Annotated in this window: 14 protein-coding genes and 1 pseudogene; 12 read left to right on the top strand and 3 right to left on the bottom strand. The window is 72.8% G+C overall.

Going from position 1 to position 14579, the window contains the following annotated elements; translation table 11 throughout:
- From ACZ53K_RS37370 to ACZ53K_RS37385, 4 genes and pseudogenes are all read left to right on the top strand, one after another.
- Positions 1-168: pseudogene (locus ACZ53K_RS37370) on the top strand (flavodoxin-dependent (E)-4-hydroxy-3-methylbut-2-enyl-diphosphate synthase); the annotation flags it as partial.
- A gap of 196 nt (positions 169-364) precedes the next feature.
- Positions 365-1210 carry a GNAT family N-acetyltransferase gene (locus tag ACZ53K_RS37375; RefSeq protein ID WP_468845996.1) on the top strand — a complete coding sequence of 282 codons (846 nt, stop codon included), beginning with the start codon at positions 365-367 and terminating at the stop codon, positions 1208-1210.
- Positions 1211-1287: 77 nt separating this feature from the next.
- Entirely contained in the window at positions 1288-1821 is a 534-nt protein-coding gene (locus ACZ53K_RS37380; protein ID WP_468845999.1) for a GNAT family N-acetyltransferase, read from the top strand.
- 97 nt (positions 1822-1918) lie between these two features.
- Positions 1919-3619 (top strand): proline--tRNA ligase, encoded by a 1701-nt coding sequence (locus ACZ53K_RS37385; RefSeq protein WP_468846001.1) that lies wholly within the window; start codon positions 1919-1921, stop codon positions 3617-3619.
- Between the two features lie 81 nt (positions 3620-3700).
- On the opposite strand, the gene ACZ53K_RS37390 is transcribed toward ACZ53K_RS37385, so the two are convergent.
- From ACZ53K_RS37390 to ACZ53K_RS37400, 3 genes are all read right to left on the bottom strand, one after another.
- Complete coding sequence (locus tag ACZ53K_RS37390) at positions 3701-4618, bottom strand: aminoglycoside phosphotransferase family protein (protein WP_468846003.1); 918 nt, start codon at positions 4616-4618, stop codon at positions 3701-3703.
- A gap of 52 nt (positions 4619-4670) precedes the next feature.
- A complete protein-coding gene (locus tag ACZ53K_RS37395) occupies positions 4671-5204 on the bottom strand; it encodes a ferritin-like domain-containing protein (RefSeq protein WP_468846005.1) in 534 nt (177 codons plus the stop codon).
- A 76-nt stretch (positions 5205-5280) separates the two neighbouring features.
- Positions 5281-5841 carry a hypothetical protein gene (locus ACZ53K_RS37400; protein WP_468846113.1) on the bottom strand — a complete coding sequence of 187 codons (561 nt, stop codon included), beginning with the start codon at positions 5839-5841 and terminating at the stop codon, positions 5281-5283.
- Between the two features lie 163 nt (positions 5842-6004).
- Here ACZ53K_RS37400 and rimP point away from each other — a divergent pair, with 163 nt between their 5' ends.
- From rimP to ACZ53K_RS37440, 8 genes are all read left to right on the top strand, one after another.
- Positions 6005-6538: a ribosome maturation factor RimP gene (gene rimP, locus ACZ53K_RS37405; RefSeq protein ID WP_468846008.1), complete on the top strand. Its 534-nt coding sequence runs from the start codon at positions 6005-6007 to the stop codon at positions 6536-6538.
- A gap of 2 nt (positions 6539-6540) precedes the next feature.
- Positions 6541-7533, top strand: coding sequence for a transcription termination factor NusA (gene nusA, locus ACZ53K_RS37410; RefSeq protein WP_468846010.1), 993 nt, complete (start codon positions 6541-6543; stop codon positions 7531-7533).
- A 170-nt stretch (positions 7534-7703) separates the two neighbouring features.
- Positions 7704-8015 carry a YlxR family protein gene (locus ACZ53K_RS37415; protein ID WP_468846012.1) on the top strand — a complete coding sequence of 104 codons (312 nt, stop codon included), beginning with the start codon at positions 7704-7706 and terminating at the stop codon, positions 8013-8015.
- 148 nt (positions 8016-8163) lie between these two features.
- Positions 8164-11298, top strand: coding sequence for a translation initiation factor IF-2 (gene infB / locus ACZ53K_RS37420; RefSeq protein ID WP_468846015.1), 3135 nt, complete (start codon positions 8164-8166; stop codon positions 11296-11298).
- Positions 11299-11428: 130 nt separating this feature from the next.
- The gene (locus ACZ53K_RS37425) at positions 11429-11725 is read left to right on the top strand and encodes a DUF503 domain-containing protein (protein WP_468846018.1); all 297 of its coding nucleotides are present in this window, start codon (positions 11429-11431) and stop codon (positions 11723-11725) included.
- A gap of 55 nt (positions 11726-11780) precedes the next feature.
- Positions 11781-12227: a 30S ribosome-binding factor RbfA gene (rbfA, locus tag ACZ53K_RS37430; protein WP_468846021.1), complete on the top strand. Its 447-nt coding sequence runs from the start codon at positions 11781-11783 to the stop codon at positions 12225-12227.
- Entirely contained in the window at positions 12227-13210 is a 984-nt protein-coding gene (truB, locus tag ACZ53K_RS37435; RefSeq protein ID WP_468846023.1) for a tRNA pseudouridine(55) synthase TruB, read from the top strand. Before rbfA ends, truB begins: the two co-directional genes overlap by 1 nt.
- A gap of 390 nt (positions 13211-13600) precedes the next feature.
- Positions 13601-14551, top strand: coding sequence for a bifunctional riboflavin kinase/FAD synthetase (locus ACZ53K_RS37440; RefSeq protein ID WP_468846025.1), 951 nt, complete (start codon positions 13601-13603; stop codon positions 14549-14551).
- Positions 14552-14579: the final 28 nt, after the last annotated feature.

Consider the following 14579-nt stretch of genomic DNA (forward strand, 5'->3'; position numbering starts at 1 on the left):
GCGTCCGGCAACGGCAAGGGCCAGATCTTCGTGAAGGGCGAGGTCATCAAGACGGTGCCCGAGTCGAAGATCGTCGAGACCCTCATCGAAGAGGCGATGAAGATCGCCGAGCAGATGGAGAAGGACGGCGTGGCGTCCGGCGAGCCCACGATCGCCGTCGCCGGCTGACACCCCCGTAGAGCCCCGGCGCCCCGCGCGCCCCACGAGCCCCGCCTCCGGACCACACCGGTGGCGGGGCTCGTGCGTAAACCGCGCCAGGAGCGGTACCCGCAGCGGATCCGCTGCCCGGCCGCCGGGGAGGTAAAGTGCCAGGAACTGCTGTTGCCTGGCCTCCCAGGCTCGTAAAGGTGAGGCTTTCCGACACGTGCTGACGACCACGACCACCAAGGTTCTGGAGCCCGGGGAGCTCGACGACGCACTGGCCGTACTGGACCGCGACCCCGTCGCCAACGCCTTCGTCGCCGCCCGCGTCCAGGTCGCCGGGCTGGATCCCTGGCGGCTCGGCGGCGAGATGTGGGGCTGGTACGCGGGCGGCCGCCTGGAGTCGCTCTGCTACGCGGGCGCCAACCTCGTCCCCGTCTGCGCCACCCCCGAAGCGGTACGCGGCTTCGCCGAGCGGGCCCGCCGCCAGGGGCGCCGCTGCTCCTCCATCGTCGGCCCGGCCGGGCCCACCGCCGAGCTGTGGTCCCTGCTGGAGCCGGCCTGGGGCCCGGCCCGCGAGGTCCGCGCCAACCAGCCGCTGATGGTCACGTCCTCGTACGCCACCGAGGTCGAGCCCGACCCGTACGTACGGCGCATCGGCAAGCACGAGATGGACCTGATCATGCCCGCGTGCGTGGCGATGTTCACCGAGGAGGTCGGCATCTCACCGCTGGCCGGCGACGGCGGGCTGCTCTACCAGGCGCGCGTCGCCGAGCTGGTCGGCGCCGGGCGGTCCTTCGCCCGCGTCGACGACGGCAAGGTGGTCTTCAAGGCCGAGATCGGCGCCGCCACCCAGCGGGCCTGCCAGATCCAGGGCGTCTGGGTCGCCCCCGAATTCCGCGGCAAGGGCCTCTCCGAGACCGGCATGGCCGCCGTGCTGCGGTACGCCCTCACCGAGGTCGCGCCGGTCGCCTCGCTGTATGTGAACGACTTCAACACGGCGGCGCGGGCCGCGTACCGCAGGGTGGGGTTCCAGGAGACCGGCGCCTTCATGAGCGTGCTGTTCTGAGCCACCGGCGGCCCGCCGCCCGTACACAGGCCGCAGGCCGATCGTCTTACGGCCCGGTGCCTTGTACGCTCCCGACCATGGATGACGTCGCGGTCGGCCCCCTGGATCTCGCTGTCCGCGTGGACGACGCGCTGGCCGTGCAGGCACTGGCGTTCGGACTGACCGACGATGAGATCGGCGTCCGCCGCCACATCGTCCTGCGGCACCTGTCCAGCCCCGGGGCCCGCGCCCTCGGCGCCACCACGCCCACCGGGCGGCTGGTCGGGTTCGTCTACGGGATGCCCAACAGCCGTACGCACTGGTGGTCCACGGTCGTCGAGCCGTACCTGCGTTCCCAGGACCGGGACCACTGGCTCGACGACTCCTTCGTGATCACCGAGCTGCATGTGCTGCCCGCCTTCCAGAACCGGCGCATCGGCCGCGAACTGATCACCCGCATCACGGACGAAGCGGCCGAACCCCGCAGCATCCTGTCCGCCATCGACACCGACAGCCCGGCCCGCGGCCTGTACCGCTCCCTGGGCTACGCGGACCTGGCCCGCCGCGTTCTGTTCCCGAGCGCCCCGCTGCCGTACGCCGTGATGGGCGCCCCCTTGCCCCTCAAACGCTGACCGGACGCGACCGGGCGAGGGGCACATCCCATTTCCATGGGGCGTGCCCCTCCGGATAACCTCGCGGAAGTCACCTTTCTTACGCAGGAGAATCACCATGGCCCAGGTCCAGCGCATGTCCCGGTTGATGATCAAGACGCTGCGCGACGACCCGGCCGACGCCGAGACCGCCAGCCACAAGCTGCTCGTGCGCGCCGGCTACGTCCGCCGCACCTCCGCCGGCATCTGGACCTGGCTGCCGCTGGGCAAGAAGGTGCTGGAGAACGTGTCGCGCATCATCCGCGAGGAGATGGACGCGATCGGCGCGCAGGAGGTGCTGCTGCCGGCCCTGCTGCCCAAGGAGCCGTACGAGGCCACCGGCCGCTGGGAGGAGTACGGGGACCAGCTGTTCCGGCTCAAGGACCGCAAGGGCGCGGACTACCTCCTCGGCCCGACCCATGAGGAGATCTTCACCCTCATGGTCAAGGACCAGTGCACGTCCTACAAGGACCTGCCGGTGATGCTGTACCAGATCCAGACCAAGTACCGCGACGAGGCCCGCCCGCGCTCCGGCGTGCTGCGCGGCCGCGAGTTCCAGATGAAGGACTCGTACAGCTTCGACACCACCGACGAGGGCCTGGCCGAGTCGTACCGCCTGCACCGCGAGGCGTACCAGAAGATCTTCCAGCGCCTGGGCCTGGACTACCGCATCGTCTCCGCCGTCTCCGGCGCCATGGGCGGCTCCGCCTCCGAGGAGTTCCTGGCCCCCGCGGCGGCCGGCGAGGACACCTTCGTGGACTGCCCGGCCTGCGACTACGCGGCCAACACCGAGGCCGTCACGGTCACCGTCCCGGCGGTGGACGGCACCGGGCACGGCCCCGTCGAGGAGCTGGACACCCCCGACACCCCGACCATCGAGACGCTGGCCGAGCACCTCGGCGTGCCGGCCTCCGCCACGCTGAAGAACCTGCTGGTCAAGGTCGACGGCGAGATCGTCGCGGTGGGCGTGCCCGGCGACCGCGAGGTGGACCTCGGCAAGCTGGGCGAGCACCTGGCCCCGGCCGCGGTCGAGCTGGTCACCGCCGAGGACTTCACCGGCCGCGAGGACCTGGTACGCGGCTACGTCGGTCCCCAGGGCCTGGCCGGGAAGTCCTTCAAGTACCTCGCCGACCCGCGGGTCGCCCCCGGCACCGCCTGGATCACCGGCGCCAACAAGGACGGCAAGCACGCGCGCAACGTCGTCGCGGGCCGCGACTTCGAGGTCGACGAGTACCTGGACGTCGTCGTGGTCGAGCCGGGCGACCCCTGCCCCAAGTGCGGCGCGGGCCTGCGCATCGACCGGGCGATCGAAATCGGCCACATCTTCCAGCTGGGCCGCAAGTACGCGGACGCCTTCGAGCTGGACGTGCTCGGCCAGCAGGGCAAGCCCGTCCGCGTCACGATGGGCTCGTACGGCGTCGGCGTCTCCCGCGCGGTGGCGGCCCTCGCCGAGCAGACCTTCGACGAGTCCGGCCTGTGCTGGCCGGCCGAGGTCGCCCCGGCCGACGTGCACGTGGTCGCCGCGGGCAAGGCCAAGCAGACCGAGCTGGCGCTGGAGGTCGGCGACAAGCTGGGCGCCGCGGGCCTGCGCGTCCTGGTGGACGACCGGGCGGGCGTCTCGCCGGGCGTGAAGTTCACCGACGCGGAGCTGCTGGGCATCCCGAAGATCCTGGTCGCGGGCCGCCGCGCGGGCGAGGGCGTCGTCGAGCTGAAGGACCGCCGTACGGGCGAGCGCGAGGAGCTGACGGTCGAGGAGGCCGTGGCCCGGCTGAGCGCCTGACGCAGAGCGGCTCAGGGGCCGTGCGGGACCGGGAAGCCGGTTCCGCACGGCCCCTGGCCCGTCTTTACGGCAGTGCCGCCCCTACAGCCACGTGGCGAACTCCAGCAGCAGTTCGCCGCGCTGCGCGTCGCCGCCCGTCGTCGTCATCTCACGGATCCCCGAGTCCACCGCCCGGTACAGCGTCCAGCTGCGCAGCCGGTCGCGGTCCACCTCCAGGGAGTCCGCCAGCTTGGCCACCCGGCGCCGGGCCGCCGACGCGGCCCCCGAGCCGGCCGCCAGATCCTCGAAGCGGTCCAGCACCAGCCAGGCCAGGTCGTACGCCCGCTCGCCGACCACCGGCGACGGGCCGACCGCCAGCCACGGCGCCCGCTCCCCGGCCAGCACCTTGCCCTGCCGGAACGCGCCGTGCAGCAGGACGTCCTCGGGGGCGTCGGCGGGCAGCGCCCGGCGCAGCTCCAGGCACTCGTCCAGCAGCGGCCCCCCGGCCGGGGTCGCCGCCCCGAGGGCGCGCAGCTCCGCCACGGCCTCTTCCGTACGGCCCGCCAGCGACGCGAAGGGATGCCCGTCGGCCGGTGGCACCCACAGCCGCCGTACCGTGCCGGCCGCCTCCAGCAGCGCCTTCGCCTCCGGCAGTGAGCGCAGGGACACCGCGCCCTGCAAACGCTCCAGGAGCAGCGCACCGCTGTCCGCGTCGGCGCGCAGCAGCCGTGCCGCGCCCCAGCCGTCCCACTGCGCCAGCGCCGCGCTCTCGTGCGCCGGCGCGCGGCCGGGTGCCGGGAACTTCAGCGCCGCCGACGTGCCGTCGGCCTGCCGCACGTAGACGAGCAGACTGCTGCGGCCGCCCGGCTCGTGCACCCGTTCCGGGGTCAACTCCCAGGCGTCCAGGCGCTGTTGGACCAGCCCTGGTAGTGCTTCCAGCCAGCCACCGGCCGGGCCGTCCGGATCGCCGCCGAGCGCGCTCACCAGCCGTCGCGGCGGTTCGATGGGTGCCGTAGCCATGCCTGTGCTGTCCCTTTCGGTGGACGTTCGTGAGCCCCGGTGCGGCCGGCCTTCAGTGCCGGTCCGCGGCGGCGCCGGGTGCCGCGCCGGACGGGGTACCGGACGGAGTGCCGGCACCGCCGGCCCGTTCCGCGAGCCCAGGGAAGGCTACGCCGCTGCCGCGCCAGCGCACCGCACGCACCGCGGCCTCGCGCAGCGCCCCGGCCGCGTCCCGGCGCCGGGCGGCGGCGCCGTCCCGTACGAGATCGGCGTACACGGCCGCCACCCGGTCCTCCAGCTCCGCGGCCAGCCGGACCGCGGCGGCCGCGTCCGGCACCGGGAACGGCAGTTCGTACGCGGCGCCAGCGGCCTGCGGGGTGCCGCCCAGGTCCCGTACGCCGCGCCGCAGCTCGTCCCGGCGCGCGCGGTGCGCGTCGTAGCCCTCCCGTGCTTCCTTGCGCCGGTCGTCGCCGATCCGGCCGCCGACCACGCCGTACCCGTAGACGGCCGCGTGCTCGGCCGCCAGCGCTGCCTGGAGCGCCCGCAGCTCGGCGCCGTGCGCGCCGTCCTCCGCCGCGTCCGTACGCGCCGTCCTGGATGTCAGCATCCCCGTGCCCCTTCCGTAACCAGGCCCTGGACCGGCCGCCGTCCCGTGACGCGGGCGGCCGTCGCTCCGGTGTGCCTCACGCGCCGTCCTCCGTGAGCAGGTACGCGTGCGCCGCGCCCGCCGCCGCGACCGAGGCCAGCAGCCTGGCCAGCTCCGGCGGCGCGCCCACCAGGGCCGCGGCGCGGGCGTCCGCGATGCGGCGCTCCGCCGCCGCGAGGTCTGTACGCGCCTGCTTCTCGTCGGGCGGGACGGCGGGGGCGGAGGGTGCGGAGGACGCGGGGCTGGCGGACGCGGCGGCCGACGCGCCCGTACGGGGCCCGGCGGCCGGGCCCGCGGACGTGGACGCCGCGGGGGAGGCCCCGAACGCCGCCGCGTGCCGGGCCACTTCGGCGCGCAGCGGCCGCAGCCGGTCGCCGAGCCCGGGGTGCGCGGCGAGCGTCGCGTCGTACCGGGCGAGCAGCGCGGAGCTGTCCCGCGCGGCCTGCCCGCGCAGCCGGGCGTCCGCCGCCGCGGCCGCGTCCTTCCTGCCCCCGCCGGGCCCGGAATCCTCCGAGCAGCCGGTGAGCAGCAGCGCCGTCCCGCCGAGCACGGAGCCGGCCAGCAAGGTCCTCCTGCGCGTGAGCGCGACGTTGTGCACGTGTGACTTCCCGGGGTCTTCGGTGGGGGCGTCCGTAGTGATCACCGCAGGCGAGCGTATCCGTGACCGGCCACCGAATCGTCAGTACCCCGCCGGAACAGCTAGGCTTTGACCCGACACGCGACCTTCCCACAACAGCACACGCGGCCGAGGAGTCACCCGGATGAGCACCACCCAGAGCGAGAGGCTGCGCGGACTGCTTGAACCGCTCGTCGCCGCGCGAGACCTGGATCTGGAAGAGATCGAGGTGACACCGGCCGGAAAGCGGCGTGTGCTGAGGATCGTGGTCGACTCCGACGACGGCGTGCAGCTGGACGACTGTGCCGAGCTGAGCCGCGAGGCGTCGCAGACGCTCGACGACTCCGACGTGATGGGCGGCGCCCCGTACACGCTGGAGGTCACCTCTCCCGGAGCCGACCGTCCGCTGACCGAGCCGCGGCACTACCGCCGCGCCGTCGGCCGCCTCATCAGGGCCCAACTCCATGAGGGCGGCGAACTGGTGGCGCGTATCACCGCGATGGACGACGAAGGTCTGGATCTTGAGGTGCCGGGTGTGAAGGGGCGCAAGCCCACCGCCCGCCGGGCCGCCTTCGCCGAGATCGCCAAGGCGCGCGTGGAGATCGAGTTCAACCGTAAGCAGGACAAGGGGCGCGACGACCGCGCCGAGCAGGACGACGAGAGCCAGGAGGAGGCGTAGCCGTGGACATCGACATGAGTGCCCTGCGGGGTTTGGTGCGGGAGAAGGAGATCTCGTTCGACCTGCTGGTCGCGGCCATCGAGTCGGCCCTCCTCATCGCGTACCACCGCACCGAGGGAAGCCGCCGCCACGCGCGGGTGGAGCTGGACCGCAACACCGGGCATGTGACGGTGTGGGCCAAGGAGGACCCGGCCGACCTCGAAGAGGGCGCCGAGCCCCGTGAGTTCGACGACACTCCGTCCGGCTTCGGCCGGATCGCGGCGACCACCGCCAAGCAGGTCATCCTGCAGCGGCTGCGGGACGCCGAGGAGGAGATCACCTTCGGCGAGTACGCCGGGCGTGAGGGCGATGTCGTCATGGGCGTCGTCCAGCAGGGCCGGGACCCGAAGAACGTGCTGGTCGACATCGGCAAGCTGGAAGCCATCCTGCCGGCGCAGGAGCAGGTCCCCGGCGAGGAGTACGCGCACGGCACCCGGCTGCGCTCGTACGTCGTCCGGGTGGTCAAGGGTGTGCGCGGCCCGTCGGTGACGCTCTCGCGCACCCACCCCAATCTGGTGAAGAAGCTGTTCGCCATGGAGGTGCCGGAGATCGCCGACGGTTCGGTGGAGATTTCCGCCATCGCCCGTGAGGCCGGTCACCGTACCAAGATCGCCGTACGGTCCACCCGCTCCGGCCTGAACGCCAAGGGCGCCTGCATCGGTCCGATGGGCGGCCGGGTGCGCGCGGTCATGGCCGAGCTGCACGGCGAGAAGATCGACATCGTCGACTGGTCGGACGACCCGGCCGAGCTGGTGGCGCACGCGCTGTCGCCCGCCCGGGTGAGCAAGGTCGAGATCGTGGACCTCGCCGCGCGCTCCGCCCGGGTGACCGTGCCCGATTACCAGCTCTCGCTGGCCATCGGCAAGGAAGGGCAGAACGCCCGGCTCGCCGCCCGGCTCACCGGCTGGCGGATCGACATCCGCCCGGACACCGAGCAGGGCGCGGACCAGGAGTGAGCCCGTACCGCCGCGGGACACGGGCCCCAGGGCCCGGGCCGGGTGGCGGTCGGGGAACGTAGGGGTGCGGCCGCAGCCGAAAAATCGGTGGCGGCCCACCGGAATTTTGAGCGACCGTTCGGGCATTACCCCGTAGGGGTGAGGTCGGCGCGGGGAGGTAGACTTAAGCAGTGTCTGGCCGGACGCATACCCGCGTATGCCCTGAGCGCACCTGTGTGGGGTGCCGGGAGCGAGCGGCCAAGGACGATCTGCTGCGGATCGTGGCGATCGAGGGTGAGTGTGCCCCCGATCCTCGCGGTACGCTGCCCGGCCGGGGTGCTTATGTGCACCCGACACCGGTCTGTCTCGACCTGGCGGTCCGCCGCCGGGTCTTCCCCCGGGCCTTCCGGGGCCGGGGACCGTTCGATGTGACGGCCTTGCGCCGGTTCGTCGAACGGGCGCATGTTGATCAAGCTACACCGGTTGATCAGGCAACACCGTAAGACAGCACAGCGCACGGAAAACCGTGCGGTCAGGTACCTCGCGAGTCGGAAGTAGGTCGAGATTGCGATGAGCACTCGATGAGTACGCGATGAGTACGCCCATGAAGTAGCGACGGTCCGGTGGACACCCGGACCTAGAAGGAGCGAAGTGGCTAAGGTCCGGGTATACGAACTCGCCAAGGAGTTCGGCGTTGAGAGCAAGGCCGTCATGGCCAAGCTCCAAGAACTTGGTGAATTCGTCCGTTCGGCGTCCTCGACGATCGAGGCGCCGGTTGTTCGAAAGCTGACCGACGCTTTCCAGGCAGGCAACGGCAACGGCCGTTCCGCCGGCAAGCCCGCGGCGCCGCGCAAGAGCGCGCCCGCGAAGCCCGCGCCGTCCCCGGCGCAGGGTGGGGGCCCCTCCCGCGCCGTTCAGGCAGCGGGGGAGCGTCCCGCCGCCCCCAAGCCGGGCGCCCCCAAGCCGGGCCCCGCGGCTCCGGCCCCGGCGCCCGCCGCCCCCGAGGCGCCCCAGTCCCAGGCCCCGGCGGCTCCCGCCGAGGCCCCGAAGTCGGCCCCGGCCCCGGGTCCGCGTCCCACGCCGGGCCCCAAGGCCCCGGCGCCCAAGCCCGCTCCGGCCGCGCCCGCGCAGCCCGAGTTCCAGGCTCCGCCGTCGGCCCCGGCTCCCAAGCCGGCCGCCACCCCCGGCCCGCGTCCGGCCCGCCCGCAGCAGGGCGGCCAGGGTGGTGGCCAGGGTGGTCAGGGCCGCGGCAACGCACCCCGTCCCGGCGGTGACCGCCAGGGCGGCGCCCCGCGTCCCGGCGGCAACCGTCCGTCCGGCCCGCGTCCGGGCAACAACCCCTTCACGTCCGGTGGCTCCACCGGCATGGCCCGTCCGCAGGCCCCCCGTCCCGGTGGCGCGCCGCGTCCCGGCGGTCAGGGTGCCCCCGGCGGCCCGCGCCCGCAGGGCGGCGGCCAGGGTGGCCAGGGCGGTCCCCGTCCGCAGGCTCCCGGCGGCAACCGTCCGTCCCCGGGCGGCATGCCCCGCCCGCAGGGTGCCGGCCAGGGTGGCCCGCGTCCCGGCGGCGGTAACCGTCCCAACCCCGGCATGATGCCGAAGAGCCCGGCCGCCGGCCCGCGTCCGGGTCCCGGTGGCGGCGGCGGCGGTCGCGGTCCCGGTGGTGCCGGTCGCCCCGGTGGCGGCGGTCGTCCCGGTGGCGGCGGCTTCGCCGGCCGTCCCGGTGGCGGCGGTGGCGGTCGTCCGGGTGGCGGCGGCGGTTTCGCCGGTCGTCCCGGTGGCGGCGGTCCCGGTGGTGGCGGCGGCTTCGGCGGTCGTCCCGGCTTCGGCGGCCGTCCGGGTGGTCCCGGTGGCCGTGGCGGCACGCAGGGCGCCTTCGGCCGTCCCGGCGGTCCCGCGCGTCGCGGTCGCAAGTCCAAGCGTCAGAGGCGCCAGGAGTACGAGGCCATGCAGGCCCCGTCGGCCGGCGGCGTGATGCTGCCGCGCGGTAACGGTGCGACGGTCCGCCTGTCGCGCGGTACCTCGCTCACCGACTTCGCGGAGAAGATCGGCGCCAACCCGGCGTCGCTGGTCCAGGTCATGCTGAACCTGGGCGAGATGGTCACCGCGACCCAGTCGGTCTCCGACGAGACGCTGCAGCTCCTGGGCAGCGAGATGAACTACGTCGTCGAGATCGTCAGCCCGGAGGAGGAGGACCGCGAGCTTCTCGGTTCCTTCGACATCGAGTTCGGCGAGGACGAGGGCGGCGAGGAGATGCTCGTCGCGCGTCCGCCGGTGGTGACCGTCATGGGTCACGTCGACCACGGCAAGACGCGCCTGCTGGACGCGATCCGCAAGACGAACGTCATCGCGGGCGAGGCCGGCGGCATCACCCAGCACATCGGTGCCTACCAGGTCGCAACCGAGGTCAACGACGAAGAGCGTCGGATCACCTTCATCGACACCCCGGGTCACGAGGCGTTCACCGCCATGCGTGCCCGTGGTGCCAAGTCGACCGACATCGCGATCCTCGTGGTGGCGGCCAACGACGGTGTGATGCCGCAGACGATCGAGGCGCTGAACCACGCCAAGGCGGCCGACGTGCCGATCGTGGTCGCGGTCAACAAGATCGACGTCGAGGGCGCGGACCCGACCAAGGTGCGCGGTCAGCTCACCGAATACGGTCTGGTGGCCGAGGAGTACGGCGGCGACACGATGTTCGTCGACATCTCCGCCCGTCAGGGCCAGAACATCGAGGCCCTCCTGGAGGCCGTGGTCCTCACCGCGGACGCCTCGCTCGACCTGCGCGCCAACGCGGAGCAGGATGCGCAGGGCATCGCGATCGAGGCCCACCTCGACCGCGGCCGCGGCGCCGTGGCCACCGTGCTGGTCCAGCGCGGCACCCTGCGGGTCGGCGAGACGATCGTCGCCGGCGACGCGTACGGCCGTGTCCGGGCGATGCTGGACGACAAGGGCAACAACGTCCAGGAAGCGGGTCCCTCGACCCCCGTCCTGGTCCTGGGTCTGACGAACGTCCCGGGTGCGGGCGACAACTTCCTGGTGGTCGACGAGGACCGTACGGCCCGGCAGATCGCCGAGAAGCGTGCGGCCCGCGAGCGCAACGCGGCCTTCGCCAAGCGCACCCGCCGGGTGTCCCTGGAGGACCTCGACCAGGTGCTCAAGGCCGGCCTGGTGCAGGACCTCAACATCATCATCAAGGGCGACGCGTCCGGTTCGGTGGAGGCTCTCGAGTCCTCGCTGCTCCAGCTCGACGTCGGTGAAGAGGTCGAGATCCGCATCCTGCACCGCGGTGTGGGTGCGGTCACCGAGTCCGACATCAACCTGGCGACCGGCTCCGACGCGATCGTGATCGGCTTCAACGTCCGCGCCGAAGGCCGCGCGACGCAGATGGCCGAGCGCGAGGGCGTCGACGTCCGGTACTACTCGGTCATCTACCAGGCGATCGAGGAGATCGAGGCGGCCCTCAAGGGCATGCTCAAGCCGGAGTACGAGGAGGTCGAGCTCGGTACCGCGGAGATCCGCGAGATCTTCCGCTCGTCCAAGCTCGGCAACATCGCCGGTGTGCTCATCCGCTCCGGCGAGGTCAAGCGCAACACCAAGGCGCGCCTGCTGCGCGATGGCAAGGTCATCGCGGAGAACCTCAACATCGTGGGGCTGCGCCGCTTCAAGGACGACGTCACCGAGATCCGGGAAGGCTTCGAGGGCGGTATCAACCTCGGAAACTTCAACGACATCAAGGTCGACGACGTCATCGCGACGTACGAGATGCGGGAGAAGCCGCGCGGCTGATCACGCTCTCACCCCCGGGGCCGGTCGGCGGAAGGAAATTCCGTCGATCGGCCCCGGCCGTTGCCTGTACGGTTCGAATGGCTCGTACATCTGGCATCTAGTGCCCCACGGGTGGCCTTACCCGCATCGCATGTACGTAGGGACGCTGTCCTTCGACCTCCTCCTCGGCGACGTACGGTCGCTGAAGGAGAAGCGCTCCGTCATCCGCCCGATCGTCGCCGAACTGCACCGCACGTACGCGGTCAGCGTGGCGGAGGTCGGCGAGCAGGATCTCCACCGCAGAGCCACCATCGGACTCGCGGTGGTGTCCGGGGACACGGGGCATCTCACAGACGTACTGGACCGCTGCGAGCGCATGGTCGCCGCACGGCCCGAAGTGGAGCTGCTGTCGGTACGGCGGCGGGTCCACGGCGACCATGACGACTGAGCGGGTCGTCGGCGCCACACGCACCATGGTGAAAGACACAGAAGGAGACGGACCAGTGGCCGACAATGCGCGGGCGAAGAAGCTGGCGGACCTCATCCGGGAGGTGGTCGCCCAGAAGCTGCAGCGCGGCATCAAGGACCCGCGGCTCGGCAGCCACGTGACCATCACGGACACCCGGGTCACCGGCGACCTGCGGGAGGCGACGGTCTTCTACACGGTCTACGGCGACGACGAGGAGCGGGCCGGCGCGGCGGCCGGACTGGAGAGCGCCAAGGGCATCCTGCGCTCCGAGGTCGGCAAGGCGGCGGGCGTGAAGTTCACGCCGACCCTGGCCTTCGTCGCGGACGCGCTGCCGGAGAACGCCAAGACCATCGAGGACCTGCTCGACAAGGCGCGGGCCTCGGACGCCAAGGTGCGCGAGGCGTCCTCGGGCGCGGCGTACGCGGGCGAGGCCGACCCGTACCGCAAGCCGGGCGACGAGGACGAGGACACCCCGCAGTAATGAAGCGCGAGAACACCGGCGCGAAGCGTGTCGAGCGCACCCGCGCCAAGCAGGGGGCGCCGGACGGCCTGGTCATCGTCGACAAGCCGGCCGGCTTCACCTCGCACGACGTGGTGGCCAAGATGCGGGGCATGGCCCGCACCCGCCGCGTCGGGCACGCCGGCACGCTCGACCCGATGGCGACGGGCGTGCTCGTCCTGGGCATCGAACGCGCCACGAAGCTGCTCGGCCACCTCGCGCTGACCGAGAAGGAGTACGTCGGCACGATCCGGCTGGGCCAGACGTCCGTCACCGACGACGCCGAGGGCGAGATCACCGCGTCCAAGGCCGCGCACGGCCTGGACCGGGCGGCCGTCGACGCGGGCGTGGCGGAGCTGACCGGCGCCATCATGCAGGTGCCGTCGAAGGTCAGCGCCATCAAGATCGACGGCAAGCGGTCGTACTCCCGGGTGCGCAACGGCGAGGACGTGGAGATACCGGCCCGGCCGGTGACCGTCTCCTCCTTCGTCGTGTACTCGGCCGAGGAGGCCGAGGCGGCGGACGGCACGCCCGTCACCGACCTGCTGGTCTCGGTGGAGTGCTCCTCCGGTACGTACATCCGGGCGCTCGCCCGCGACCTGGGGGAGGCCCTCGGCGTCGGCGGCCACCTGACCGCCCTGCGGCGTACCCGGGTGGGCCCGTACAAGCTGGACCGGGCCCGCACGCTGGAGCAGCTGCAGACGGCCGTGGACGACGAGGCGGGCGGGGGCCTGCCGGTCATGCCGATCGGCGAGGCGGCGGCCGCGGCCTTCCCGCGCTGGGACGTCACGCTCGACCAGGCCCGGCTGCTCACCAACGGTGTGCGCATCCCGATGCCGCGGTTCGACGCGGAGGGCGACGGCCCGGCGCGGCCCGCCGCGGCGTTCGCGCCGGACGGGACGTTCCTGGCGCTGCTGGAGAACCAGGGCGGCCGGGCGAAGAGCCTGGCGGTCTTCGCGGCGTAGCCGGAACCGCAGCTCAGGACCCCGCAGCAGGACGACGGGCGGTGCCATGCCCTTGGCGCCGCCCGTCGCCGTATCCGCGGGCGGCGGCGGTGCGGACCGGCTCGGTGACCTCCTCCGCGCCCTCCTCGGTGACCTCCTTCGCGATCTTCTCGGCGGACGCCGGGGCGCGGCGGTCGTGGCGTGCTCCGGCGCGCGGGTGACATGCGCGGGCCGGGACGGCGCGGCGCGCGCCCGAGGGTGCCGCGTTCCACAGAAGCGAGGTGACCCTTCCCGCGAAGCGATGCGCGAGGCATGGCAGTCTTAGACCTGCGTAAGGCCGAGGGAGCCCGGATCCGACCGGGTTCTTCCCGGCGCAGTGACGGACGAGAGTTCTGGCGAGGAGCGGGCACAGTGCAGCGCTGGCGTGGCTTGGAGGACATCCCCGAGGGCTGGGGACGCAGCGTCGTCACCATCGGCTCCTACGACGGCGTGCACCGCGGGCACCAGCTGATCATCGGGAAGACGGTGGCACGCGCCCGGGAGCTGGGCGTACCGGCCGTGGTGGTCACCTTCGACCCGCACCCCAGCGAGGTCGTACGGCCCGGCACCCACCCGCCGCTGCTGGCGCCGCACGAGCGGCGCGCGGAACTGATGGCGGGCCTCGGTGTGGACGCCGTGCTGATCCTGCCGTTCACCACGGACTTCTCGAAGCTGGCCCCGGCCGACTTCGTGGTCAAGGTACTGGTCGACAAGCTGCACGCGCAGCTGGTCGTCGAAGGGCCGAACTTCCGCTTCGGGCACAAGGCGGCGGGCACCGTCGAGACGCTCGCCGAACTGGGCGGCACGTACGACTACGCGGTCGAGGTCGTAGACCTGTTCGAGCGCGGCACGGCGGGCGGCGGCGAGCCGTTCTCCTCGACCCTGACCCGGAGGCTGGTCGCCGAGGGCGACGTCGCGGGCGCGCGGGAGGTCCTGGGGCGGCCGCACCGGGTCGAGGGCGTCGTGGTGCGCGGCGCCCAGCGCGGCCGGGAGCTGGGCTTCCCGACGGCCAACGTGGAGACGCTGCCGCACACCGCCATCCCGGCGGACGGGGTGTACGCGGGCTGGCTGCACGCGGACGGCGAGAAGATGCCGGCGGCGATCTCGGTCGGCACCAACCCGCAGTTCGACGGCACGGCGCGGACCGTCGAGGCGCACGCCATCGACCGCGTCGGCCTGGAACTGTACGGCCTGCACGTCGCGGTGGACTTCTACGCGTATCTGCGCGGCATGGAGAAGTTCGAGACGCTCGACGGGCTGCTGGAGCGGATGGCGGTCGACGTGAAGGAGACGCGCGAGCTGATCGGGTCGGCCGAGGGCTGACGGCGGCTCATCGCAGGCCCGCGCGGGC

Source organism: Streptomyces sp. NPDC033221, from assembly GCF_055577005.1.